Here is a 23,258-nt window from a genome sequence, read left to right as displayed (position 1 = left end):
AGGGGCTCCGCCCCTCCGGGCCTCCCCACAGCAGAAGCAGCGACATTTCTCAGACACACTCTTTGTAGGTTCGCGATGTGTTTTTCAGACACATCCTCAGGCGCGCCCTGAGGCGGCTTCCACTTCGAATCATGGAAACCCGGCTGCAACCGAATACACGGCCATCATAGCGCAACGCCATCGCGATTGCAAGCCGGGGGCGAACAGGCCCCGATCCCCCTGCGCGATACGGGAACCGACTCCCGTTCCCACTTGACGTCCCCCGACGAGCCGGCTACACTGATCGCCGATCAACCTTGGAGGAGGCCCCATGACACCCGCATTTACCGTTGTTGTGACCGATCACCAATACCCAAGCCTGGACGTGCAGATCCGCATCCTGGAGGAGGCAGACGCCCACCTGGTGGTCTCCCCCTCTCCCCGACCGGAGGACATCCTCTCCATCGCAGCCGACGCCGACGCGCTGCTGGTCGGCATGGCCCCCATCACCCCGGAGATCATCGCCGGGTTGCGGCGATGTCGCGTGATCGTGCGCTACGGCGTCGGATACGATAACGTGAACGTGGAGGCCGCCACCGAGCACGGGATCTACGTGTGCAACGTGCCCGACTACTGCATCGACGAGGTCTCCGCCCACGCCATCCTGCTGACGCTGGCCTGCCTGCGCCGCCTGCCATGGGAGATCGAGGTCGCCCATCGCCCGAGCTGGGGGGAAAGCGTGACGGGAGACGTTCCCCGCCTGGCCGGGCTGACCTTCGGCGTCCTGGGGTTGGGGCGCATCGGGTCGGCGGCGGCGCGCAAGGCGGCCGGGATCGGCTTTCGCGTCATCGCCTGCGACCCCTACATCCCGCCTGAACAGTTCACCGCGGCCGGGGCGGAGCCGGTATCCTTCGACGAGCTCCTGTCCCGCTCCGACGTGCTGTCCATCCACACGCCGCTGACCGAGGAGACGCGCGGCATGTTCGGCGAGGCCGAGCTGCAACGCATGAAGCCCACTGCGATCCTGGTGAACACGGCGCGCGGCCCCATCGTCTCCAACGCGGCGGTGCTGAAGGCCCTGCAGGAAGGATGGATCGCCGGGGCCGGGCTGGACGTGCTCGAACAGGAGCCCGCGCCGCCGGACGAGCCGCTCCTCTCGGAGCCGAAGGCGATCATCACGCCGCACATCGCGTGGTACTCGGAGAGATCCATCGTGGAGCTGCAGCAGAAGGCGGCGGAGGAGGTCGTCCGGGTTCTGTCCGGCCAGAGGCCACGCAACCCGGTGAATCCCGAGGTCCAGCCCCGAGCCGTCGCACACTAGCGACGGCTCGTCCTTCCTCAAAGGCAGCGATGAGGACGAACCAGGACGCCGGGCAAGCGCTCGGCGATCCACGAGGCCATCTCTGCCGCGTCCCCCGGGCTGCACAGGAGCCCCACGATCGTGCCACTGTGCGCCCGACAGACGCCCAGCGCGCCGGATCGGCGCGCCAAACGCAAGGCCGTGTCCACCAAAGGGTTCGGGAGGATCTGCTGATGGGCCGAGGCGCTGAGGGTAGCGGCCCGGGCCACCAGGGTCGCGTCACCGGCGGCCAGGCCGGCCTCCAACAAGGCGAAGGCCTCCCGGTGAAGGGGCGCCAGCCGGCGTAACATCGCCCGGTGGTCCGTCGCGTTGAAGGCCAGGGTGTCCACGGAGCCACCGGGATCCAGCACCACCACCGCCAGCGGCGGCGGCGTCCCCAACGGCCGATGGAAAGCGGCATCCCGGTGGGCGAAGAGGGTCCATTCGGGGAAGAGGATGCTGTCGCTGGGCTCCACCTGCACGGCCAGCGCCGCCACCTCGGGCGGGGTGAAGGGCACGCCCAGCGCCTCCCCAACGGCGTAGATGGTCCCGGCCACATCTACGGTGCTGGAGGCATATCCACGCCCGCGCGGCAGGGGGTTGTCCAGCCGCAAGGCGCCGCCAACCGGCGGATCGCCTCGCGCCGCCAGGGCCAGTTGCAGCGCGGCGGCGGCCTTGGGAGCGTGGGAGGGCACACGCCACACCCCCGGCGGGGCGTCCAGCGTCACCGTCACATGGGCGTACCAGTCGATGGGACAGGAGACCAGACAGGGAACGCCCTCCAGGGTCCCCTGCACCCACTCGCCGCAGGTGCCGGGGAGGGTCACGGTGGCGGTGATGGGCTCCGAGGAGACGACGTCCCGCATGGCCTCACCATCCGAGGAATACGTTGAAAAAATCACCGCAGAGACACAGAGAGCACAGAGGTTTTGAAGTTGAGTAAAGATCCCTACACAACCGGCATCCCCCCACTCAGAAGAACCTGCCTTAGAGGTAGATTTTGCCTCTGCGTCCTCCGCGCCTCGGCGGTTTTTCAGGATTCCTCCAGGATGGCGTCCAAGCGCGATATATCCAGCGCGGCCTCCAATGCATCGGCCAGACGATCATAGGCGGCCATCCGGATGGCGGCGGCAGAGCGGGCCTCGTCCGGCGGCCGCCATCCCAGGCTGCGCAGCCAGCTCCGCCGGAAGGCGTCGTTCAGGAACAAGCCGTGCAGGTGCGTACCCCACACCCGGCCGTCGGCCGTGGCGGCGCCGTCAGGCACCCGCTCCCCGTCGGGACGGTAGATCTCCAGGAGGGGCGTTGGCGTCTCCGCCTGCCCCATGTGGATCTCATAGCCGGTCAGCTCATCCCCGGACTCCAGCCAGGGCAGGGTTCCACACAGCCGGGCGCGCACCTGCCAGGTCGCCTTCTCCCGATGAAAGACCACCCGGGTCGGCAGCAGCCCCAGGCCCTCCGCCTCCCCGCCGCCCTCCACCCCTTCGGGATCACGAATGGACTGCCCCAACATCTGATATCCGCCACAGATGCCCACGATCGCCACACCGCGACGGGCCATCGCCAGGATCGCTTCGGCCAGCCCGGTCCGCCGGAGCCAGGCAAGATCGGCCAGCGTGTGCTTGGTGCCGGGCAGGATGATCGCGTGCGGCCGCCCCAGCGCACGCACCGTGCGCACGAAGCGCACGTGCACGCCCGGCTCCATGCTCAGCGGATCGAAGTCGTCGAAATTGGCGATGCGGGGCAGGGCGATCACGGCGATGTCCAGCTCTCGCCCGCCGGCGTCCGACCCCGAGGAGGGCGGGGCCTCCTCCAGCGTCGCCGCGTCCTCCTCGGCGATGCCATGATCCGGCAGCCAGGGGACGACGCCCAGGACGGGAACACCGCCGCGCTCCTCCAGGATGCGCACGCCCTCCACGAAGAGGGCCGGGGCACCCCGGAACTTGTTGACGATGAGCCCCTTCACCAGGGCCCGATCCTCCGGCTCCAGCAGCCATAGCGTCCCCAACAACTGCGCGAAGATGCCCCCCTTATCGATGTCGCCGACCAGCAGGACCGGGCTCTGCGCGTGCCGGGCCACGGCCATATTGACGATGTCCCCCCGCCGGAGGTTGAGCTCGGCGGGGCTCCCGGCCCCTTCGATGATGACCAGGTCGGCGCGAGCGCGCAGGCGGGCCAGCGCCCCAACGACGACATCCCACAGCTCGGCCTTCCGGCGGTAATAGGAGCCCGCGGGGAGGGTAGCCCAGGGACGGCCCAGCACCACCACCTGGGAGCGGCTGTCGGCCTCGGGTTTGAGCAGAATGGGGTTCATGTCCACGTGCGGGGGAATGCCACACGCCTCAGCCTGGCTCACCTGCGCGCGGCCGATCTCGCCCCCCTCGGGCGTGACGCCGGCGTTGTTGCTCATGTTCTGGGCCTTGAAGGGCACCACCCGCAACCCACGCCGGGCGTACAGGCGGCACAGCCCGGTCACCAGCAGGCTCTTGCCTACAGACGAGGCGGCCCCCTGGACCATCAGCGTTCCCGCGAGCATCGCAGGGCCTCCATCGCCGCCACCAGGCGAACGTTCTCCTCCAGACACCGGGCCGCCACCCGGATGAAGCGCGGCAGCCCAAACGAACGGCAATCCCGCACCTGGATATGATGCTCCCGCAGCAGCCAACTCCGGACGGCCGCCGCATCGCCTACCTCGACCAGGAAGAAGTGGGTGGCCGACGGCAGGACCCGCCACCCCAGCGCACGCAGCGCCTCTCGCAATGTGGCCCCCTCCGCGCGCAGGGAGGCAACGGTGTGCAGCACGTGCTCACGATCGTGCAGGGCCGCCAATCCGGCCGCCTGGGCCACCGCGCTGACGCTCCACGGCGGCTGCACCCGGGCCAGCGCGTCGATCACCGGCGGCGCGGCCAGCGCGTAGCCCAGCCGCAGGCCGGGCAAGGCGTAGTCCTTGGTGAGGGAGCGCAGCAACACCACACGCCCGTCGGCGATCAAGGGGATGCTCGGCCACGGCTCCGCCACGAAGGAGCGATAGGCCTCGTCCAGCACCCACAGGGCGGAAGGGGCGGCCGCACGCAGCCGGGCGATCGACCCCGCGCTCAGGTAGATGCCGGTGGGATTGTTGGGATTGCACAGCCAGACCAGATGAGGCTGACGGCTCGCCAGCGCCGCCTCCAAAGCGGGGAGATCCAGGTGGAAGTCGGCCTCCTCGGCCGCCCGCCACTCCACGACCCGCCCCCCCATCAACCGACTGGCCACGCGATATTCCCCAAAGGTGGGGCCGATGATGAAAGCCGTATCGCCGGGACGTAGATAGGCCATGGCCACCAGCCAGATGAGCTGGGCGGCGCCGTTGCCCACCAACACTTCGGCCGGCGATACCCCCTCTCGGGCGGCGATGGCCCGACGCAGGGACGTGGCATGGCGGTCGGGATAGCGGGTCACATCCACGGCAGCCATGGCTTCGACGACGCCCGGGGGCGGCCCATAGGCGTTCGTGCTGGCGCTGAAATCCAACACGTCCGCCGGGCTCAGGCCCAGGCGAGCCAGCTCGGCGTAGTCCGGACCGCCATGCGCATCCGGTCGAAGGTTCAGCACCTCCGGCCGTGGCACAGGGGACAGGAGCTCCGTCTGCATTCGTCACCGCCCTCCGCAATCGGATCGTCGAGTCCTATCTACCAACAGCCGCCAGGCGACGCAGAACGCCACCCCCAGCGCGCCCGCCACCGCGACCAGCCTCCTCGCCCGGCGCAGCGTCTCGGGCGTGATCGGGGCCTCGCCGCCGCGCAGGGAGTAATGCCCTCGCTTGGTGAGCGTGACCCCCAGCGCGCCCGCCATGGTCGCCATCGTCTGGCCAGCGTTCGGGCTGACGGTACGTCCCGCCTCAGAGCGACGCGCCCGCCATGCGCCCCGCGCGTCTTCCCCGAGGAACATCGCCGCCACCAGCAGCAGCCCCACCGCCAGCCGCGCCGGCAGCCAGTTGAGCACATCATCCAGCCGGGCGGCCGGCTTGCCCAGCCACTCATGAGCCGGATCGTGATACCCCCACATGCTATCGGCCGTCTGCACAAAGCGATACGCCCACACGGCCGGCAGCCCTCCAGCAGTCCAGACGCACAGCGGGGCGATCAGGCCATCGGTCAGGTTCTCGGCCACCGACTCCACAGCGGCGGCGGCCACCTCCTCCGCACACAAGTCGTCCGTGGGACGGCTGACCAGATGCCAGCCGAGCAGCCGACGCGCCTCCTCCAGATCCCCTTGACGCAGGGACGTCTCCACCTGAGCGGCGGCACGATCCAACCCACGCGCCGCGATCGCCAGCTTCAGGGCGGCGGCCTCCATGAGCACGCCGATCGCCATGGGCAGATGCCGGCTCAGCCGCCTGATCCCTCCGGCGGTGCCCGCGCTGAGCCCGGCGCCGAACGCCACCACCATCGCGCCGTACAGGAAGCGGGCCCCATCTCCCGCCGGGCCCCATCTCTCCGCCCAGGCGAGCAGGCGCCCCTGCCAGGCCACCGGATGCCACCGGTTGGGCGGATCGCCCAACACCCCGTCGATCAGAAAGGCCAGTACGGGGACGAAAGCCCGGCTACTCACCACGTCCTCCCGCGCCCAGACGCGCGGCCCAATCCCGACAGGCGCGCACGAAACGGGCGGCCAGCTGCGGAGCGGCCCCGAAGTGCAAATGCACGTAAGAGGCCAGCAGGTTGTCCCGGGCATAGCCCTCCGGACGGGCGGGACCGCCCCGTCGAGGGGCGATCGCATAGGCGGCAGGAAGGTCGGCGGGGCGATCGACCCAATCCGAATAGTGGAACTCATGGCCGCGCAGGACGAGCCCGGCCGGGGCCAGGATCGTCTCCGCACAGGTGGTAACCACGCGATACCCCATGGTGAGCCTCTCCACCATCACGGAGCGCCCTGGCAGCACCCCCACCATGGGATGGGTCATGCCGCTCAAATCGGTGATGGAGCCGGTCAGGTACATCAAGCCGCCACATTCGGCGTAAGTCGGCAGGCCGCTCTCGATGGCCCGCCGCAAAGCGACGCGCAGGGGCTCGTTCTCCGCCAACGCCGCCGCATACATCTCCGGAAAGCCGCCGCCGATGTAGAGGCCACACACACCAGGCGGCAACTCCCCATCGCGCAGCGGGCTGAAGAAGACGATCTCCGCCCCCGCCGAGCGCAGCAAGTCCAGGTTGTCTTGATAGTAGAAGCTGAACGCCTCGTCCCGGGCCACGGCCACACGCACGCGGGAGACAGAGGCAACCCGGCCCCTCGATGGGCTCTCGTCCGAGCAGGGGAGCGCCGGAGCACGACGAGCGGCGGCGACGAGTCCGCCCACGTCGACGTAGCGGGCCACGTGCTCCGCGGCCGCGTCGACGAAGGCCTCCCAGCGGCCGGATTCGGCAGTGGGCACCAACCCCAAATGCCGCTCGGGGATGCGCAGGTCGTCCAGGCGGGGCAGCCATCCGAAGCACGGGAGGCCGGTGGCCCGTTCCACCGAGGCCGCCACGCCCTGACCGTGTGAGGCGCTCCCGACGCCATTGGCGATGAAACCCGCCAGTGACAGATTCGGGTCGAAGCGCAGATAGCCCAGGGCGACCGCCCCGGCGCTGCGCGCCATCCGGGCCGCGTCCAGCATCAGCACCACGGGGGCATCCAGCAACTTCGCCAGATGAGCCGTACTCCCCTCCTCCGTCTCATACCCGAACCCGTCATACAGCCCCATGACCCCCTCGATGACGGCGAGGTCGATTCCCCGGCAGGCCCGCAAAAAGGAGGCTCGCACGGCGGCAGGGGGCAGCATCCAGGTGTCCAGATTGCGACACGGCCGGCCGGCGGCCAGCGTGTGATAGGAGGGATCGATATAGTCCGGCCCGGCCTTAAAGGGCTGCACCGCCATACCCCGGCGGCGCAGCGCGGCGATGAGCCCGGCCGTCAGCGTGGTCTTGCCCACGCCGCTGCTCGCCCCGGCGATCACCAGCCGTGGGACCGCCGTGCCGTGCTCCTTGTGTCCCTCACCGACCAACATGACCTCCAGCAACAGGCAGCCCTACCGCGTTACCGCGCCACATCCCTCACACAACCACGTAGGGCGGCTTTCTATAGCCGCCTCTTAACTGGGCGGGTAAGAAACCCGCCCTACTTTGTCGGGCATCTAGAACTCGATCCCCCGCTGAGCCCGGATCTGCTGCTCCGCAAACGGATGTTTGATCTCCCGCATCTCCGTCACCAGATCGGCGAAATCGACGAGCGCCTGGGGCGCATGGCGCCCGGTGATGACCACATGCAGCATGGGCGGCTTGTTCGCCTGCAACCACCGGATGACCTCGGCCGTGTCCAGCCAGCCAAAGTGCAGCGGATAGGTAAACTCATCCAGCACGATCAGATCATACCGCCCACTGACGATCTTCTCCTTCGCCTGCTCCCATCCGTACACCGCCCGGGCCTGCGTCTCGCTCATATCCCTGCTGGTCCAGGTCCAGCCATCCCCCACGTTCATCCACTCGATGCCCAGCTTGCCGGCCGCCTTGACCTCCCCGTAGCGGGCGTTCTCGTTCTTCAGGAACTGGATCACGCAAACGCGAAGCCCCTGTCCCCAGGCGCGCAGCACGATGCCCAGAGCGGCCGTCGTCTTCCCCTTCCCATCGCCCGTATGGACGATCACCAAACCCTTCTTGACATTCCTTCGCCGCGCGGTGCGGCGAGCCATCTCATCCATTCCCATCCAACCTCCTTGAAGAGCCCTCGGTATCCTCCAGGACTATCGGGCGGCTATGGAAAGCCGCCCTCCTTGTCCGGCACCCTCCAGCAGTAGGGGCAGATTTCCATATCTGCTACTACCACCCGATATCTTGTACCCAACACGGAAACACCCACTACATATACCGCCTCGCACAGCCAGGGCGGAACAGATTTCCATATCCGCTTCCACTACCGGGCGGCTATGGAAAGCCGCCCTCCTTGCCCGGCATCCTCCAGCAGTAGGGGCAGATTTCCATATCTGCCCATTGGTATCAAACAAGCGATACGGAAGCGTGGCCCCGCATCCCTGGGGTGGCTCGGAGGGGCTTTCTCTCCGTACCTCCAGATGCGACCGCCCGTGGATAGAAAAGGCGACAGGCGGAAGCCTCGCCCATGCTGTTCAGTTGATGCGAATAGGACAGATCTCCACATCTGCTCTACCACTATCGGGCGGCTATGGAAAGCCGCCCTCCTCATCTATCTCCTCGTCTGCTACACACCTACATACCTCCACGCAGACATGACCAAGCCATCCCGGGGATGCAGAGGATCTACTCCATCCTCGTCACGAACCCGATTGACCATTCTCAGGAGGCCTGACCGGACGATCCGATACCTCCAGGGCGGGCGTGACCAACGGGGTGCCATAGACCGGATGCCGGTTCACGACGACCGCCACCCCATAGGCCCGCCTCAAATTCTCCGGCGTGAACACCGCCTCCGGCGTGCCCTCCGCCAACAGCCGTCCCTCCGCCAGCAGGACCACTCGATCGGCGTAGAGAGCCGCCAAGTTCAGGTCGTGCAGGCTCAAGACCACGGTCAACCGGCGCTCTCGGGCCAGCCGCCGCGCCAGCCCCAACACCGCCCCCTGATAGCGCAGATCCAGGTGCGCCGTCGGCTCATCCAGCAGAAGGGCCTCCGGCTCCTGGGCCAGCGCCCGGGCGATAAGCACCCGTTGGCGCTCACCACCAGACAGCGAGGTCACCAGGCGGTCCCGCAACCCGGAGAGTCCCGTCTGTCTCAGGGCGTCCTCAATGGCCGCCCGGTCCGCCCGAGACAACGGCAGGAGCCAGCCCCGGCGCGCCGCCCTCCCCAAAGCCGTCACCTGCTCCACCGTCAGGGGCCAGTCCAACGCCTCACCCTGGGGCACCAACCCGATCCTTCGCGCCGCCTCCCGGGTGGAGAGGCGCCATACATCCCGCCCGTCCACCAACACGGCCCCGCGCCGGGGGCGCAGCAGCCGGGCCAACGCCCGCAACAGCGTCGTCTTGCCCGCGCCGTTGGGGCCGACCAGGGCCAGGACGCTGGCCGGGCGGGCGATCAGCTGCAAGCCCCGCAGGATCTCACGTCGGTCGTATCCCAGGGACAGGCCCGTAACCTCCACAGTGGTCATGGGATCAACCTCGCTTCAGCAGCCAGAGAAAGAAAGGGGCCCCCAACAGCGCCGTCAGCACCCCAACGGGCAGCTCCAGCGGCGCCATCACCGTGCGAGCCAGATCGTCCGCCAGCAAGAGCAACATCCCCCCCATCAATGCGCTCATGGGGATCAGGCGCAGGTGCGCGCCGCCGCCTAACCGTCGCGCCATGTGCGGCGCCAACAGCCCGATGAAGCCGATGATCCCGCCGCTGGCAACGGCAGCGGCCGTCGCCAACGTGGCCGCTCCCACGACGATGGTTCGCGCCCAGGCCAGATTCAACCCCAGGCTCTGCGCGCTCTCCTCACCGCAGGTCAGCGCATCCAGCGGCCGGGACAGCAGCCACAACACCACCACCCCCAGGCCGACCACCGGGGCTGCCGTCCGCAGATGAGGCCAGCTCCGCCCGCTCAGCCCCCCCATCAGCCAGGCGAACACCTCGTGCAGGTTACGATCGTTGAGGAACATCAGCAACGAGACGGCCGCGGAGAGCAAGGTGCTCAGGGCTGCGCCGGCCAGGAGCAGATCCACAGCGGAGGACCGCCCGCCGGTCTGGGCCAGGGTGTACACCAGGGCCACCGCAGCCAGCGCCCCCAGGAATCCCGCCGGCATGACCGCGGGCACCCCCAGGATGATGGCCAGGGTGGCTCCCAGGGCCGCGCCCCCCGACGCACCGATGATGAAGGGATCGGCCAGCGGGTTGCGGAAGAGGGCCTGATAGGCAGCGCCGGATACGGACAGCCCGGCGCCGATGACCACGGCCAGCAACACCCGCGCCAGTCGCAGGTCCCACACGATGGTCGCCTGCGTGGATCGCGCCCCCGGCCAGTCCAGCGCTCGGGCCAGCACCACCGAGAGCACCTGTCCGGGCGGGATCGACACGGCCCCCACCCCCAGGCTAATCAACACCGTCAGGGCCAGAATCCCCGACAGCAGGCACAAAAAGGCAACCCATCGGCGCTCGCTCATACCAGGAGCGTCACCTCATACCGCTTGTCGCCCCCGCCATGCAGCGTGCTGACGTGCCGCAGGCGCCGTCGGGCGGCGGCGACCGCTTCAGCCATCTCATCAGGGGTTGGACGACGCCATGGCGCCCCGGGGACGGGGATATACGCGTCCAGCCGGTAGGGGATATCCGGATCCACCGAGCCAATGAACTCCGCCACCCGGCCGATCTCCTCCGCATCGATATACCCGGGGATGACGATGCTCTCCGAGCGCAGATGAACGCCAGCCTGATACAGGCGGCGGAAATTCTCCAACGCCGGGGCCACGTCCACCCCGGTGAAATCCCGGTGCAGCCGCGGGGTCACAGCCTTGATGCTGAGCTGGATATCATCAAACAGATGATAGGGTGGGAAGACCAGGCCGTTGGTCAGCAAGATATGCTCCGCCCCAAAGCGATCCTTCAGAGCCTGTGCCAGAGGCTCCAGCGCGGGATCAGCGGTTGCGTCATCGCCCAGGAAAAAGATGCGCCGGACAGGATAGGGGGACAACACATCCAGGACCTCGTCCAGGGTGAGCAGGCGAGGCTGAATCGTCGCCTTCGGCCCACCGGGATTGGCCAGGTGGCTGTCCCACCCATGCAGCCGCCGAATACACCCCCTACAGGACATGTTGCATCCCCAGAAATAGAGATGAACGATCTGCACCTCCGATCCATACGTGATGTGATATACGTGAGTCGAGCACGTTTCTGGCATCGATGTGACATCCTTTCACGCAAAAGTGGGCTCAGTCCCATCCGATCGCAGCACCTGAGGGACCCCCTTGGCTACCAGCCCTGCGGGGGGAGTTGTGGAGGGGAGGTCCCCTCCATGGCCCCCCACTTTTCTTTGGGGTGACTCGGAGGGGCGGTAGCCCCTCCGAAGAACTCTATTTTCAGCCCCTCACCTGCCCCGTGGGGCCGGAGGCCACCGGCCAAAGCCCCAACCAGGCAGGCAAAAGGCGAGAGAAAGAGTTTTCCTGCGGAGGGGAAGCCCCTCCGCACCTCCCCTTTCAGGTGCGGCCATCCGTGAAGGGAAAAAGCGACAGGCGGGGGCCTCGCTTATGCTGTTAAGTTGATGCGAATGGGGGCCGGGTGTCCCGGCCCCTGCTTCCCCGCAGCAAGACTGCGCGCCCCGATCACTGGAACAGGTCGGGGTAAAGCGCACGTGCGATCGCCTCCAGCCCTTCCGCCAATCGCGGCCCGGGCCGGGAGACGATGTCGCCGTTGATCAGGTGGATGCGCCCCTCCCGCACGGCGTCGATCTGATCCCAGCCGGGGCGCTGCGCGACCTGCTCGACGGTCAGCTTGTCGCCATGGGAGTCCGAGCCCAGGATGACGGCCGGATTACGCTTCACGACCTCCTCCGCGCTGATCTGGGGATAGTCCTCGGTGACGTCGGAGAAGATGTTCACCCCACCGGCCAGCTCGATCATCTGACCGATGAAGGTGGAGGGCCCGGCCGTCATCAGCGGCTCATCCCAGGTCTCCCAGAAGACCCGCAGCCGCTCTTCCTGCGGAACGGCGGCGACCGCTGCCGTGACGGCGCTCACACGCTCCTTCATCTGCTTCACCACCTGGGCGGCCTCCTCCGGGTGGCCCGTCAGCCGCCCCACAAGCTCGATGTTGGCGTACACATCGTCAAAGGTGCTGGCCGTCAACGCCACCACCGGGACGCCGGCCTGCTCCAGGGCCTCGATCACGGGCTGATGGATACCGCCGGCCGAGAAAACCAGGTCCGGCTCCAGGGACAGGATCTTCTCCACGCTCAGGGATTTGGCCGAGAAGCCCCCCACGATCTCCTTGCCCTCGCAGGCCTCGGGCGGATAGTTGCAGTACTTGGTGACGCCCACCACCTGATCCCCGGCGCCGACGGCGAACAGGATCTCCGAGTTGGAGGGGGCCAGGGAGACGATGCGCTCCGGCCGGGCGACGATGGTGACCTCACGGCCCAGACCATCCACGATCGTCAGGGGATAAGCGGCCGGCGTGGGGACGGCCGTCGGCGTCGGCGGGACTGGTGTTGGCGGGACCGGCGTCGCCGCGGGAGCGGGAGCGACCGGCGTGGCCACCGGCGCGCAGGCGGCCATCAACGAGACCAGCAACACCAACCACAGGGAGAAGACAACCTTTCGAGCGTACATCTTTCCTCCTCGTCGTGTCGTAATGGGATCCATGAATCACACGCCCACGGGAAGCCATGGGCGGCACCACAGGTCGGCAGCAGAGGGCGAGCCAACCACGGCGATCCAGATGCGCCAGAAACGAAAAACCCGACCTCGCGAGGTCGGGTTTTGGAAATGGAAACCCCCGTCATGATGACGGGGGATATGCTACGGGCTTCTCAGCGCCGCGCTCCTCCCCCTTTCCGCGAAGGTGGTGCGGAGCGACGATGCAGGCGGGTCATCGGGCTTCGGGCTTCTGCGAGATCCCGTTACCGTTGCGGGACAGCGCCGGACTTTCACCGGTCTTCCCCCATTGTGCGCCACGCATCCGGGCGGCTGGCGCACCTGCATCGTTGCTGGTATGCGATTGTCAAGCACGAATACTATAGCACAGCGCCCGCGAGATTGTCAAACAGCGGCATCGTCCACTCGGGCTTTCTCAACAGCGACGCGGGAAGCGCCCCGCAGACCTGCACTTGACAACTCACGCGTGCCGCGCTAGCATACCTCCACAACAGCGGACCCGCCGATCATCTCTGAAGCGAGGGCGGATCACCACCTCCCCCGGCCACTCAGCGGGTGGCAGCCTCTGCAAATACAAGCACCTCGCCCACCGACATCCAGAACCACCTGCGCCGCCAGGACGACGACAAATGAGCACCATACTCAGCGAATTATCCGCCTACCAGAGGTTGACCATCGGGCCGGTTGGCTATGCCGTGACCCAATTCGCCGATCGTCATCCCCTGCGCGTCTGGATCCTCCCCGTAGATCTGCCCTGGGCGGGAGCGTGGTGGTTCGGCATCATCGTCTTTCCACACAAATTCACCACCCTCCCCATCCAGATCACGACGCCCTGGCTGGCCCACGAGATCACACACCAGATGCAGGGGAAGGCACGCGGGACGCGCAGCCCGCTGCGTGGAACCCTCTATCGAGAGCTGGAGGCCAACATCATCGGCTCAGCCGTGCGCTACGAGATCGCGGAGGCGGAAGGCGACGCCCCCGCCCTGGAGCAAGCCCAACAGACGCTGCGCACCTTCACCGGCGACCCGGAGGTCGCCTATGAGGCGATCCGCCGCCACCACTGGATCTACCGCACGCCGCTATACCGATGGCGGGAGCCCGCCGCCGAGGCAGCCGGCTGGCGCCATACCCTGCCGGAGCTGGGGTTCGGGCCGGATGCCATGTCCGCCATCGAGCGCTATCGCTCCTGAGGACCCCTTACCGGCGCCCCACCTTCTTCAGCCGCAACGCCATGACCCGCCCCAGAATCTGCTCACCCTGAGCGAGCACCCGGCGGATCATCTCCAGCACATCCCCCTCCCCCTCCCAATGATCCTGGAGGATGGCCGGATCCAGCGCGTTCAGCTCCTTGGCGACGGTCTGCACCAGCCAGGCGGCCACGAACACATCATCCAACATCCCCACCGGCCCCAGGAAATCGGGAATGACGTCCAGGGGCATCACGAAATACGCCAGGCCCGCCGCAACTTTGGCCTTCACATCCGTGGGCACGCGGGGATCCGTCGCCAGTCGAGAGAGCAGAACGAACAGGTCCGGGGCCGCCAGCAGATACTCGAGCTTCGCCGGATCTAGATTGCGCTCCTCCCCCCACTTCCTCACCTTCTCACGCAGGGAGCGGTAAAAGCTCGCCTCTTTGCGAGAGCGAAAGTCCGCATCCTTCGGGTCGATGATCTCTCCCTTCAAAGTATCCTCCGCTGAAACCTGTGTGGCTATGTTATATCCCGTCCGGCCTGTACTGTCAACCGGGACGCCGTGCCCCCTCCCTCACAGGCGGGAAACGGACCTCGACTACGCGAATATCCGTACATCAGCGGTAGTCCGGACGCGGCGTAACCGTCAGACGAAGGCGCTGGCACGATATGGCCTTTTATGGTATCCTATGGCATAATCCACTACCCTGAGCATGTATGCATAGTTTTTTCCATAACCGAAGGAGGTACCGTCCATGAGCCTGTTCAGACGTGATCGCGTACAGGGCCGCAGGTCAGCCCCACCTCCCTCCAGACCTTCTACAACGACGACTCCTTCCAACCAGACCAGGGATGAAACGCAGCCCACGCCCGCGGTGACACCATCGCAGCGTCCCTCGGCCACGACAGCGCCCAGCCCAACAACGCCGTCGACCCCAACCCCGACGCCGACGCCGACCCGGCCTACCACGACTGAGTTCTCCCGGGACGCCGCCGCCATCATCGACAGGAACACCCAGCTCTCCGGCACCTTGCGCTCCGATGGCAACGTGCTGATCGAGGGCACCTTTGAGGGCGAAATCGAGGCCAAGGAGACCATCCTGGTCGAGAGGGAAGCCCAGGCGCAGGGCCAGCTCCGGGCCAACAACGTTATCATTTCCGGCTCGTTCGATGGTCAGATCGTCTGTCAGAATCGATTCCGGGTGACCCCCACCGGTAGCATCAAGGGGGAGATCAACACCTCCATCCTGGTGGTGGAGGAAGGTTCCACCGTGAATTGTCGATTCGTGATGTCACGTGAAGGGAGGTGAGGGCGATGGCTTCCACGATACACAGCACACAACCCACGATGACCGCTCCCACGGCCGAACGCCCCACCAGCGAGAGCCTGGTCGATCGCGATTCCCACTTCGACGGCCTGTATCGCACCAAGCACAACCTGCGTGTGGAGGGGATCGCCGAGGGTGAGATCGAATGCGAGGGCACACTCACCGTCGAGAAAGGAGCCCGGGTCAGGGCGAAGGTGACGGCCCGCAACGTCACCGTCGCAGGCGAGCTGGAAGGCGAGGTCACCTGCCAGGATACCTTCCAGATCATGCCCAGCGGCCAGGTGGAAGCCACCGTGGTCGCGCGCAGGCTGATCGTGCAGGAGGGCGGATTCTACAACGGCGAGTTCCGCATGATCACGGAGGAGCCGGAGTCGAATCGGACCTCACGCACCAGCGCGGAGCTTCGCGCCGAGGAGTGGCTCAGCCGACTCACAAGCCCCGCTTCGCCGCCCCAGGACGAAGAGGGGGAAGAGGAAGAGGAATAAAATAGCCGTTCGAAGCGAGCCTCACGGGGCGGCCGAATGGGCCGCTCCGTTCGCGTCCGGCAGCCCTCGTCGCCCCCATGGCAGCCCACGTAACAACACGGCCATATCCGGCTGCCGAAAGACGCCCAAAGCCACCAGCGCCAGCGCGTAGACGGGGGCGCTCAAGACCACCGCCGCCCACAGAGACCATCGAGCCCCTATCCACAGCACCGCCCCCATGGCGGCCGTCGCCACAGCCGGCTGCCAGATCACGCTCGCCCACGGCACAGGGGCCACATACCGCCGCACGGCATAGTAGAAGGGGATAAGGAGGGAGAATTCGGAGAAGATCGTGATCACCGCCGACGCCATATAGCTATAGCGCGGCACGAAGATCAGGTTGGCCACCACGTTGAACACGACGCCGATCACGAAAGCCCGGGTCAGAAAGCGCTGCTGGTCCACAGCGATCAGCACGTACTGGGTCACACTGTTCAAGAAGCCGATCGGGATGGACCAGATGAGGATCTGCAAGGCCAGCGCGGATCCCGGCAGGAAGCTCTCGCCGCCCAGGACCAGGATCAGCGGCCGGGCGATGAACGTGGTCACCATCGCGATGGGCAGGCTGATCATGAGCAGAAGGCGCAACGCCAGAACGTACGCGCGCACCATCGACTCGTGTGAGCCCCGGGCCAGGCGGGACATCAATGGGAAGATGGCCAGCGTGAAGTAGGACGGGATCACGTTGAGCCCATCGATGTACTTATACGCCGCGCCGTACAATCCCACCGCCACCGCGCCGCTGATGGGCTTCAAAATCCACACGTCGATGCGGAAGAAGATGGTCGCCAGCAGATGGTTGATCATCAGCGGGGCGGATTCCTGCAACATCGTCCGCTGCAGGCGGCGATCCACCACGACCTGTGGCGTGAGCAGCTTCCGGCGGACCAGCAGATACAACCAGACGGTCTGCACCAGGTTCATGACCACGGAGATGCCCGCCAGCCCCACGAAGCCCCAGTTCAAAGGCGGCAAGAGCACCAGCGCCCCCAAAGCGACCTTGCCCACGGCGATGGCGGACGCGATCCCCGCCGGATACTCCATCTGCTCATACGCGTAGAAGACGGCGCTGATGGCATCCGCCAGCCCGGCGAACAGCAGCGCGATGGCGAACAGGGCGATCGCCTGCGCCTCCTCCGGCGTCAGCCCGCCCCAGACGTGATACGCCGCCCCCACCACGGCCATCACCGGCAGGGCGAGTAGCCACAGGGCCACCCGTAGCATGACCACGTTGCTCAGATAGCGTCCCGCCTGCTCTCGGTCCCGCGCCACCTCCCGGGTCAGCAGGGTCCCCAGCCCAAAGCGCACCAGGATCTCGAAGAAGGCATAGAAGTTGATGGCGAAGGTGTAAGAGCCCTCACCGGTGGGGGTCAGGATGCGCAGCCGCAACATGGCGAAGGCGAAGTCGATGCCCTTGTTCACCAACGAGAGCCCCATGGGAACCAGGCTGTTCTTGGCCACCCGGCGGACCTCGGCCGCCTCCCCGCTCACCTCGCGATAGAAGCGTCCCCAGGCCCACCACCCGGCGGCCAGCAGCAGCGTCACCCAGGACAGGAAGGAGACGTATACCCCCAGCTTGAAGGACATGGGGGTGTATTTGAAGCGCACGATCTGTTGCCCCGCCCCCAACTCTACGGCCCGGAAGTTCCCGTACGCCCGATAGATCGTGAGCTCCCGCTCGTCGGACGAAGAGCCTGCGACTGGGCGCGTGTACGCCTTCCACCCGGGGAAGTACGCATCCGCCAACACCAGGTAGGCGCCCTCGCCCCCGGACGCCTCGACCTCGACCTCGTTTCCGGTGTAACGCACCACGCGAGCCGGGTCCAGGGTACACGGCGCAAGATGCAGGAAGGAAGCCGATCCCGATCCCGTCCCCTCGACGGCCTCCTCCGTCTCCAACACCAGCTCCGTCCGCGGGTCCACAGCCGCCCAGTCTACCTCGGACGTCGGCTCCGCCGCGGCGCAACGCATGACGAAGGCGCGCGGCATGGCCTCCCGATTGCGATAGATGCGGACCTCATCCTGATAGACGAGTTCATAGGTGGCATTGGGAATGTGCTGCGTCGTCACAACGTACCGCACGCCCAACAGCGCCAGCCAGGGGGAGTCCAACGCCTCATAGCCGGAGGGCCCCCTTCCCTGCGTGTAGATGGGGGCGATCCGGTTGTAGAGCAATTCGCCGGCCTGCGGCTGGATGCGGTCCATGTAGTCGGTGTACTGCTTGGGGATGATCGAGTCGTACCCGCGCACATCCTGCAGGTCGTAGAGCCATCCCGCGTTCGCGTTCAGCGTCTTCTCACCCGGTGCGTTGAAGGTGGTGAAGCGCCAGGGGCCATCCGGCTCGTCCAAACGATCCTGCAACCACGCGATGCTGGGCGGCGTGAAGCGAAGCAACTTGGGGTCGACAGCCGGGTTAAAGCGCCCAAAGGCCAGCCAGAAATCGAACGCCAGAACGACGATCGCCAGCGCGGGCCAGAGGCGTCGGATCGATCGGCGGTCACCCGTGGGACGGTGGGCCGCCACCCAGATCACCAGGCCGGAGAGCACCGCCATGATCCCGAACTTGAGCAGATTGACGGCCTGGTAGCTCCAGAACATCCGGCCATCGGCAAAGGCCATCTGCGCCAGGTCGGAGCCGTCGACCACGCGCTGGCCCGCGGCGATGAAGGGATCCGGCCACACCAGGCTGGCGCCCACGGCGAGCAATGCGCCTCCCCCGGCCACGATCAGCGCCAGGGCGATCAGCCGGGCCACACGACGCAGCCATCGCCGATCCTCCGACGCCCGCAGGAGCGCGTCCGCCCCCAACGCCGCCAGCACGGCGACCGACAGGGTGAGGGGGAAGACCCAGCGGAACGGCGAGTGCACCTGCTTATACCAGGGCAGGCCGTAATAGAAGAGGGCGTACACGGGCGTGCCGAACGCGTTGGCCAGGGAGATCAGGCTGAGGAGAGCAAAGAACGCGGTCTGATCCCGACGTCTGCGGCTCTCCCCGCCGCGGCGGTCCAGGACGGCCCGAACCAGCGCCACCCCGGCCAGCCCCATCGCCAGCAGGCCCAGATAGTTTCCCCCCTCGACGTAGTTCTTCACGCCCCAGAAGATGGTTCGAGCCGGCTGCCCCAGCGCGTTCACGGTGGCTGGGACCCAGCGGAACGACCAGATATCCCAGTAGCCATGATGGCTGGGATTGCCGAAGACATCGGGGAGCACGAAGGTGAGCACCTGCCGTGTGGGCCAGGCCCAGCCCACCACATCCCGGTAGGTCACCGAGCCCTGGCGGAAGTTCCTCTGGGCCAGCTCGATCAGCGGCAGGAGCTGAATGCCGCCCAGCGCCAGGCCCACCGCCACCATCGCCAGCAGCCAGGCGCCCAATCGCACCGCCGGCTGCCACCGCCCCAGCCGACGCCACAAGCCCACCAGCCGCCACGCGGCGTAGAAGCCGGACACCACCAGCACGTAGTAGGTGATCTCCACATGCCCGGCCAACACCTGCATCCCCAGGATCAGGCTTCCCAGCGCGACGTAGGGCACAGGCGAATAGGGGACATCTCCCTTGTCTTCCTGCTTACGGATGACGACCTCGATGCAGGCCAGCAGGGCGGGCAGCCACGCGGCCGCGGCGATCATCATGGTGAAGACCACGCTGACCATGAAGAAGCCGCTGAGCATGTAGGCGACGGCGCCGATCAAGGCCGCCGGACGGGACAGGCGCAGCACGCGCGCCAGCGCGTACAGGCTCAACCCCGCCAGGGCGATCTGCAACGCGGTGAACCAGCCGTAAGCCACCTCCAGCGGCATGATCCAGAAGAGCACGCTGAAGGGATACAACGCCGAATGCTGGGCATCCGCCAGGAACGGCATGCCCGAGAACAGGTAGGGATTCCACAGAGGGATCTGACGAGCGCTCAAGCTCTCCCGGATGAACCGCTTCCAGGGATAATTCTCCAGGATGAGGTCGCTCAGCAGCTCATTGTGGGGGACGTCCACCCCCATCTGCTCAGCGAAGCTGCGCCAGGGTTCCCAGGCGTAGAAATTATCGGCGGGGAGCAACGTGTGGCGGCCGGTCAGAACCGGCGCAAACCACAGCAGCGGGAGGAGGAGTAGCAGGAGCGCAGCCAGCACGCTCCCTCGTATACGGTGGAACACGGTGTCCGCAGCCTCAGAGGTGGTCTGGGGCAGGCGTGGTCACGGCCGGATGGCCGATCCGCTGCAGATGCCGATAGCGCCAGCGCAGCTCCCACACCCGCCAGGCGGCCTCCAGCTTCACCGGGACCGTCATCTTGGATCGACCGATGCGTCGATCCTCAAAGTAGATGGGCACTTCCAGCACGCGAAAGCCCAGCTTCTCCGTCACGTACGCCATCTCCACCTGGAACACATAGCCGTTGGAGCGGATGCGGCTGAGGTCGATCCCTTCCAGGGTCTCCCGACGCCAGGCCTTAAAACCGGCCGTGGCATCCCGCACCCGGATGCCCAGGATCAGCCGGGTATACACGGAATTCGCCCACCAGCTCAGCAGGTAGCGCCACCAGCTCCAGCGCTCATCCAGGCGGCCGCCGGGGACATAGCGGGAACCGATGACGACGTCGTACTCGCTCAGAGGGGCCAGCAAGCGCGGCACGTACGATGGCGAGTGGGAGAAATCGGCGTCCATCTGCACGATGAAGCTGGCGCCCTGCTCCAACGCGTATCGGAAACCGGTCACGTACGCGGTGCCCAGCCCCAATTTCCCCGGCCGGTGGATCACGTGCATACGGCCCGGATAGCGCTCCCGCAGCCGGTCTGCAAGTTCCCCCGTTCCGTCGGGAGAGGCATCATCGACGATCAACACGTGGAGGTCGGGCACGTCCAGGCCGAGCAGCTCCCGAACCAGGTCGGCTAAGTTGTCGGCCTCGTTGTAGGTGGGGATGACGACCATGGTCATCCCGGAGAGGGCGGTCGGACGGATCACATTTGCAGGGCTCATGGCGGCGAGATTATACAATGGCGGTGGGGAATGGTCAATACAAGGGGCGAGCGCCGGATGCCTCCGCTTTCCACCGAAAAAGATACGCTACCCCACCTCCGACGCGCTGGCGAAGCTCTCAGGATCAGGTATAATGAGCAGGCCGGAGCAAGCTTATCGCAAAGGAGGACACCGTATGGCAGAAGAACATGAATTCCCCGCCGGGTTCCTGTGGGGCGCCGCAACGGCATCCTATCAGATCGAAGGCGCCTGGAACGAGGATGGGAAGGGGGAGTCCATCTGGGACCGCTTCTCGCACACGCCAGGGAAGGTCCTCAACGGCGACACCGGTGATGTGGCCTGCGACCATTACCACCGCTGGAAGGACGATATCCAGCTCATGCAGGAGATCGGCCTGAAGGGCTACCGCTTCTCCATCTCCTGGCCGCGAGTGTTGCCCACGGGCCGCGGGAAGGCCAACCCCGCCGGGCTCGATTTCTACAATCGCCTGGTGGATGGGCTGTTGGAGGCCGGCATTCGCCCCTTCGTCACCCTCTATCACTGGGACCTGCCCCAGGCGTTGCAGGAGATCGGCGGATGGGGGAACCGAGACGTGGCGTACTACTTCGCCGACTACGCGGCCCTCATCGGCCGCCGCCTGGGGGATCGCGTCAAGCAATGGATCACCCACAACGAGCCATGGGTGGTGGCCTTCGTGGGGCATCTGTACGGGGTCCACGCGCCGGGCCTCACCGATCCTCGGCTGGCGCTCCAGGTCTCCCACCACCTGCTGCTCTCCCACGGCGAGGCCGCCCGGGCGCTGCGAGATGCCGGGGACGCCGACACCCAGGTGGGCATCACCCTGAACCTCTCGCCGGCCCACGCGGCCAGCGAGAGTGAGGCCGATCAGGCCGCCGCCCGCCGACAGGACGGATTCCAGAACCGCTGGTTCCTGGACCCGCTGTTCCGGGGGGCCTACCCGCCGGACATGCTGGAGCTGTACGGAGACCTGGCGCCCCAGGTGGCCCCCGGTGATATGGCCCGCATCCAGGCCCCGCTGGACTTCCTGGGCGTCAACTACTACACGCGCAGCGTCGTGAAGGACGCGCCGGACGCGGAGATCCCCAAGACGCAGGCCGTAAAGCCGGAGGGGCCGGAATACACGGAGATGGGCTGGGAGGTGTATCCTGAAGGGCTATACGAATTGCTCACCCGGCTGCAGCGCGATTACGATCCCCCTGCCCTCTACATCACGGAGAACGGGTGCGCCTTCCCCGACGAGGTGAACGAACAGGGGCAGGTGGATGACGAGCGACGAGAGGCCTACCTGCGCGAGCATTTCATCCAGGCCCATCGCGCCATCCAGGATGGCGTCAAGCTGCGCGGCTACTTCGTCTGGTCGCTCCTGGACAACTTCGAATGGGCGCTCGGCTATAGCAAGCGATTCGGCATCGTCTACGTGGACTATCCCACACAGCGGCGCATCATCAAGCGCAGCGGCCGATGGTACAGCAAGGTCATCGCCCGGAATACCGTGGAGCGATAGCGTTACGTATTGCGTGTTGCGTAAAGGAGAGAGATTGATGAGCGGATTGTTCTCCCCTCTGACCGTCAAGCGGTTCACCCTGAAGAATCGCATCGTGCTGCCGCCCATGGCCAACAACATGTCGGACGACAGCGGCGCCGTGACCGACGCGCATATCGAGCATTACGTGCGGCGCGCGCGGGCGGGCGTGGGCATGGTCATCGTCGAGCACTCGTATATCCGCCGGGACGGCCGGGTAAACAAACAGCAGCTGGGCATCTACGATGACGCCCTGATCCCAGGGCTGCGTCGTCTGGCCGAGGCGGTGAAAGCGTGCGATACCGTGGTCGGCATCCAGATCACCCATGGCGGCGGCAAGGCCACCCGGGAGACCGCAGGCACCCAGCCCGTGGCGCCATCGGACGGCATCGTCCCCGGCGCCTCCGAGCCAGCCCGGGCGCTCACGCTCGAGGAGATCCCGGAGATCGTCGAGGCGTTTGTAGCGGCCGCCCGCCGAGCGCTGGCCGCCGGATTCGACTTCGTCGAGATCCATGGGGCGCACGGGTATCTGCTGAGCCAGTTCCTCTCCCCGCTGACCAATCGACGCACCGACGCCTACGGCGGCGACCTGAAGGGCCGCCTGCGCATGCCGCTGGAGGTGACCCGCGCCGTGCGCCAGGTGGTGGACGAGGATCACCTGCTGCTGTATCGGCTGGGGGCCAACGATCTCCTGCCGGGCGGCCTGACGGAAGAGGAAGGACGAGAGGCAGCGAAGGCGCTGGCCGCCGCCGGCGTGGATCTGCTGGACGTATCGGGCGGCCTGGGCGGTGCCGCGCCGCCCGACTGGGACGGCACCAGCCAGGGATATTTCGTCCCCATGGCAGCCGCCATCCGGGCTGAGATCGACATTCCCGTCGTCGTCGCGGGCGGAATCACCGATCCGGTCTTCGCCGATCAGGTGATCCGAGAGGGAAAGGTGGATCTGGTCGCCATCGGACGGGCCATGTTGGCCGATCCGGATTGGGCGGCGAAAGCGCGTGAGAAGTTAGCGAGCCAGTAACCTCCCGCCGCCAACGCTCCCGACAGGGGAGAAACGAG

General features: G+C 66.6%; 19 protein-coding genes and 1 riboswitch. Of the genes, 6 read left to right on the top strand and 13 right to left on the bottom strand.

Annotated elements, in window-relative coordinates; all coding sequences use genetic code 11:
• Positions 1–310 precede the first annotated feature (310 nt).
• Positions 311–1,300: a C-terminal binding protein gene (locus tag GXP39_02880; protein ID NOZ26981.1), complete on the top strand. Its 990-nt coding sequence runs from the start codon at positions 311–313 to the stop codon at positions 1,298–1,300.
• Positions 1,301–1,317: 17 nt separating this feature from the next.
• On the opposite strand, the gene GXP39_02875 is transcribed toward GXP39_02880, so the two are convergent.
• The 10 genes from GXP39_02875 to GXP39_02830 all read right to left on the bottom strand — a co-directional run bounded on the left by GXP39_02875 (position 1,318) and on the right by GXP39_02830 (position 12,600).
• On the bottom strand, positions 1,318–2,184 hold the full coding sequence (locus tag GXP39_02875) for a GHMP kinase (protein NOZ26980.1): 867 nt from the start codon (positions 2,182–2,184) through the stop codon (positions 1,318–1,320).
• 167 nt (positions 2,185–2,351) lie between these two features.
• Positions 2,352–3,851, bottom strand: a complete 1,500-nt coding sequence (locus tag GXP39_02870) for a cobyric acid synthase (GenBank protein NOZ26979.1) — start codon at positions 3,849–3,851, stop codon at positions 2,352–2,354.
• Entirely contained in the window at positions 3,833–4,948 is a 1,116-nt protein-coding gene (locus GXP39_02865) for a histidinol-phosphate aminotransferase family protein (GenBank protein NOZ26978.1), read from the bottom strand. The genes GXP39_02870 and GXP39_02865 overlap by 19 nt, the downstream gene beginning before the upstream one ends.
• Positions 4,949–4,951: 3 nt before the next feature.
• Complete coding sequence (gene cobD / locus GXP39_02860) at positions 4,952–5,908, bottom strand: cobalamin biosynthesis protein CobD (GenBank protein NOZ26977.1); 957 nt, start codon at positions 5,906–5,908, stop codon at positions 4,952–4,954.
• Positions 5,901–7,343 carry a cobyrinate a,c-diamide synthase gene (locus GXP39_02855; protein NOZ26976.1) on the bottom strand — a complete coding sequence of 481 codons (1,443 nt, stop codon included), beginning with the start codon at positions 7,341–7,343 and terminating at the stop codon, positions 5,901–5,903. Before GXP39_02855 ends, cobD begins: the two co-directional genes overlap by 8 nt.
• 126 nt (positions 7,344–7,469) lie before the next feature.
• The gene (gene cobO / locus GXP39_02850) at positions 7,470–8,033 is read right to left on the bottom strand and encodes a cob(I)yrinic acid a,c-diamide adenosyltransferase (GenBank protein ID NOZ26975.1); all 564 of its coding nucleotides are present in this window, start codon (positions 8,031–8,033) and stop codon (positions 7,470–7,472) included.
• Between the two features lie 588 nt (positions 8,034–8,621).
• Positions 8,622–9,449: an ABC transporter ATP-binding protein gene (locus tag GXP39_02845; GenBank protein ID NOZ26974.1), complete on the bottom strand. Its 828-nt coding sequence runs from the start codon at positions 9,447–9,449 to the stop codon at positions 8,622–8,624.
• A gap of 4 nt (positions 9,450–9,453) precedes the next feature.
• A complete protein-coding gene (locus GXP39_02840) occupies positions 9,454–10,440 on the bottom strand; it encodes an iron ABC transporter permease (GenBank protein NOZ26973.1) in 987 nt (328 codons plus the stop codon).
• A complete protein-coding gene (locus tag GXP39_02835) occupies positions 10,437–11,174 on the bottom strand; it encodes a radical SAM protein (GenBank protein ID NOZ26972.1) in 738 nt (245 codons plus the stop codon). The genes GXP39_02840 and GXP39_02835 overlap by 4 nt, the downstream gene beginning before the upstream one ends.
• A 421-nt stretch (positions 11,175–11,595) precedes the next feature.
• Positions 11,596–12,600, bottom strand: a complete 1,005-nt coding sequence (locus GXP39_02830) for a cobalamin-binding protein (protein ID NOZ26971.1) — start codon at positions 12,598–12,600, stop codon at positions 11,596–11,598.
• 235 nt (positions 12,601–12,835) lie between these two features.
• Positions 12,836–12,985, bottom strand: a riboswitch (cobalamin riboswitch).
• 289 nt (positions 12,986–13,274) lie between these two features.
• Here GXP39_02830 and GXP39_02825 point away from each other — a divergent pair.
• Positions 13,275–13,838 (top strand): hypothetical protein, encoded by a 564-nt coding sequence (locus GXP39_02825; protein NOZ26970.1) that lies wholly within the window; start codon positions 13,275–13,277, stop codon positions 13,836–13,838.
• 7 nt (positions 13,839–13,845) lie between these two features.
• Here GXP39_02825 and GXP39_02820 read toward each other — a convergent pair whose 3' ends face one another.
• Positions 13,846–14,331 (bottom strand): DUF1232 domain-containing protein, encoded by a 486-nt coding sequence (locus GXP39_02820; GenBank protein ID NOZ26969.1) that lies wholly within the window; start codon positions 14,329–14,331, stop codon positions 13,846–13,848.
• Positions 14,332–14,593: 262 nt separating this feature from the next.
• Here GXP39_02820 and GXP39_02815 point away from each other — a divergent pair, with 262 nt between their 5' ends.
• Together GXP39_02815 and GXP39_02810 are read left to right on the top strand one after the other, a co-directional pair.
• Positions 14,594–15,148 (top strand): polymer-forming cytoskeletal protein, encoded by a 555-nt coding sequence (locus GXP39_02815; protein ID NOZ26968.1) that lies wholly within the window; start codon positions 14,594–14,596, stop codon positions 15,146–15,148.
• Between the two features lie 5 nt (positions 15,149–15,153).
• Positions 15,154–15,651, top strand: a complete 498-nt coding sequence (locus tag GXP39_02810) for a polymer-forming cytoskeletal protein (protein ID NOZ26967.1) — start codon at positions 15,154–15,156, stop codon at positions 15,649–15,651.
• Between the two features lie 21 nt (positions 15,652–15,672).
• Here GXP39_02810 and GXP39_02805 read toward each other — a convergent pair whose 3' ends face one another.
• Both GXP39_02805 and GXP39_02800 read right to left on the bottom strand, forming a co-directional pair.
• Complete coding sequence (locus GXP39_02805; GenBank protein NOZ26966.1) at positions 15,673–19,812, bottom strand: oligosaccharide flippase family protein; 4,140 nt, start codon at positions 19,810–19,812, stop codon at positions 15,673–15,675.
• Between the two features lie 37 nt (positions 19,813–19,849).
• A complete protein-coding gene (locus GXP39_02800; protein ID NOZ26965.1) occupies positions 19,850–20,614 on the bottom strand; it encodes a polyprenol monophosphomannose synthase in 765 nt (254 codons plus the stop codon).
• Positions 20,615–20,831: 217 nt separating this feature from the next.
• Here GXP39_02800 and GXP39_02795 point away from each other — a divergent pair, with 217 nt between their 5' ends.
• Positions 20,832–22,181, top strand: a complete 1,350-nt coding sequence (locus GXP39_02795; GenBank protein NOZ26964.1) for a beta-glucosidase — start codon at positions 20,832–20,834, stop codon at positions 22,179–22,181.
• 37 nt (positions 22,182–22,218) lie between these two features.
• Complete coding sequence (locus tag GXP39_02790) at positions 22,219–23,220, top strand: NADH:flavin oxidoreductase (GenBank protein ID NOZ26963.1); 1,002 nt, start codon at positions 22,219–22,221, stop codon at positions 23,218–23,220.
• The last annotated feature ends 38 nt before the right edge of the window (positions 23,221–23,258 follow it).

It is taken from the genome of Chloroflexota bacterium, assembly GCA_013152435.1.
Lineage (GTDB): Bacteria > Chloroflexota > Anaerolineae > DUEN01 > DUEN01 > DUEN01.
This window is presented reverse-complemented; position numbering and strand designations above follow the sequence as displayed.

Bases quoted from the DNA above. Each gene is read 5' to 3' on its own strand.
- GXP39_02825 (NOZ26970.1), top strand. From the start codon at position 13,275: ATGAGCACCATACTCAGCGAATTATCCGCCTACCAGAGGTTGACCATC.
- GXP39_02790 (NOZ26963.1), top strand. From the start codon at position 22,219: ATGAGCGGATTGTTCTCCCCTCTGACCGTCAAGCGGTTCACCCTGAAG.
- GXP39_02840 (NOZ26973.1), bottom strand. From the start codon at position 10,440: ATGAGCGAGCGCCGATGGGTTGCCTTTTTGTGCCTGCTGTCGGGGATT.
- GXP39_02865 (NOZ26978.1), bottom strand. From the start codon at position 4,948: ATGCAGACGGAGCTCCTGTCCCCTGTGCCACGGCCGGAGGTGCTGAAC.
- GXP39_02830 (NOZ26971.1), bottom strand. From the start codon at position 12,600: ATGTACGCTCGAAAGGTTGTCTTCTCCCTGTGGTTGGTGTTGCTGGTC.
- GXP39_02795 (NOZ26964.1), top strand. From the start codon at position 20,832: ATGGCAGAAGAACATGAATTCCCCGCCGGGTTCCTGTGGGGCGCCGCA.
- GXP39_02855 (NOZ26976.1), bottom strand. From the start codon at position 7,343: ATGTTGGTCGGTGAGGGACACAAGGAGCACGGCACGGCGGTCCCACGG.
- GXP39_02845 (NOZ26974.1), bottom strand. From the start codon at position 9,449: ATGACCACTGTGGAGGTTACGGGCCTGTCCCTGGGATACGACCGACGT.
- GXP39_02815 (NOZ26968.1), top strand. From the start codon at position 14,594: ATGAGCCTGTTCAGACGTGATCGCGTACAGGGCCGCAGGTCAGCCCCA.
- GXP39_02870 (NOZ26979.1), bottom strand. From the start codon at position 3,851: ATGCTCGCGGGAACGCTGATGGTCCAGGGGGCCGCCTCGTCTGTAGGC.
- GXP39_02875 (NOZ26980.1), bottom strand. From the start codon at position 2,184: ATGCGGGACGTCGTCTCCTCGGAGCCCATCACCGCCACCGTGACCCTC.
- GXP39_02800 (NOZ26965.1), bottom strand. From the start codon at position 20,614: ATGACCATGGTCGTCATCCCCACCTACAACGAGGCCGACAACTTAGCC.
- GXP39_02810 (NOZ26967.1), top strand. From the start codon at position 15,154: ATGGCTTCCACGATACACAGCACACAACCCACGATGACCGCTCCCACG.
- cobO (NOZ26975.1), bottom strand. From the start codon at position 8,033: ATGGATGAGATGGCTCGCCGCACCGCGCGGCGAAGGAATGTCAAGAAG.
- GXP39_02880 (NOZ26981.1), top strand. From the start codon at position 311: ATGACACCCGCATTTACCGTTGTTGTGACCGATCACCAATACCCAAGC.
- GXP39_02835 (NOZ26972.1), bottom strand. From the start codon at position 11,174: ATGCCAGAAACGTGCTCGACTCACGTATATCACATCACGTATGGATCG.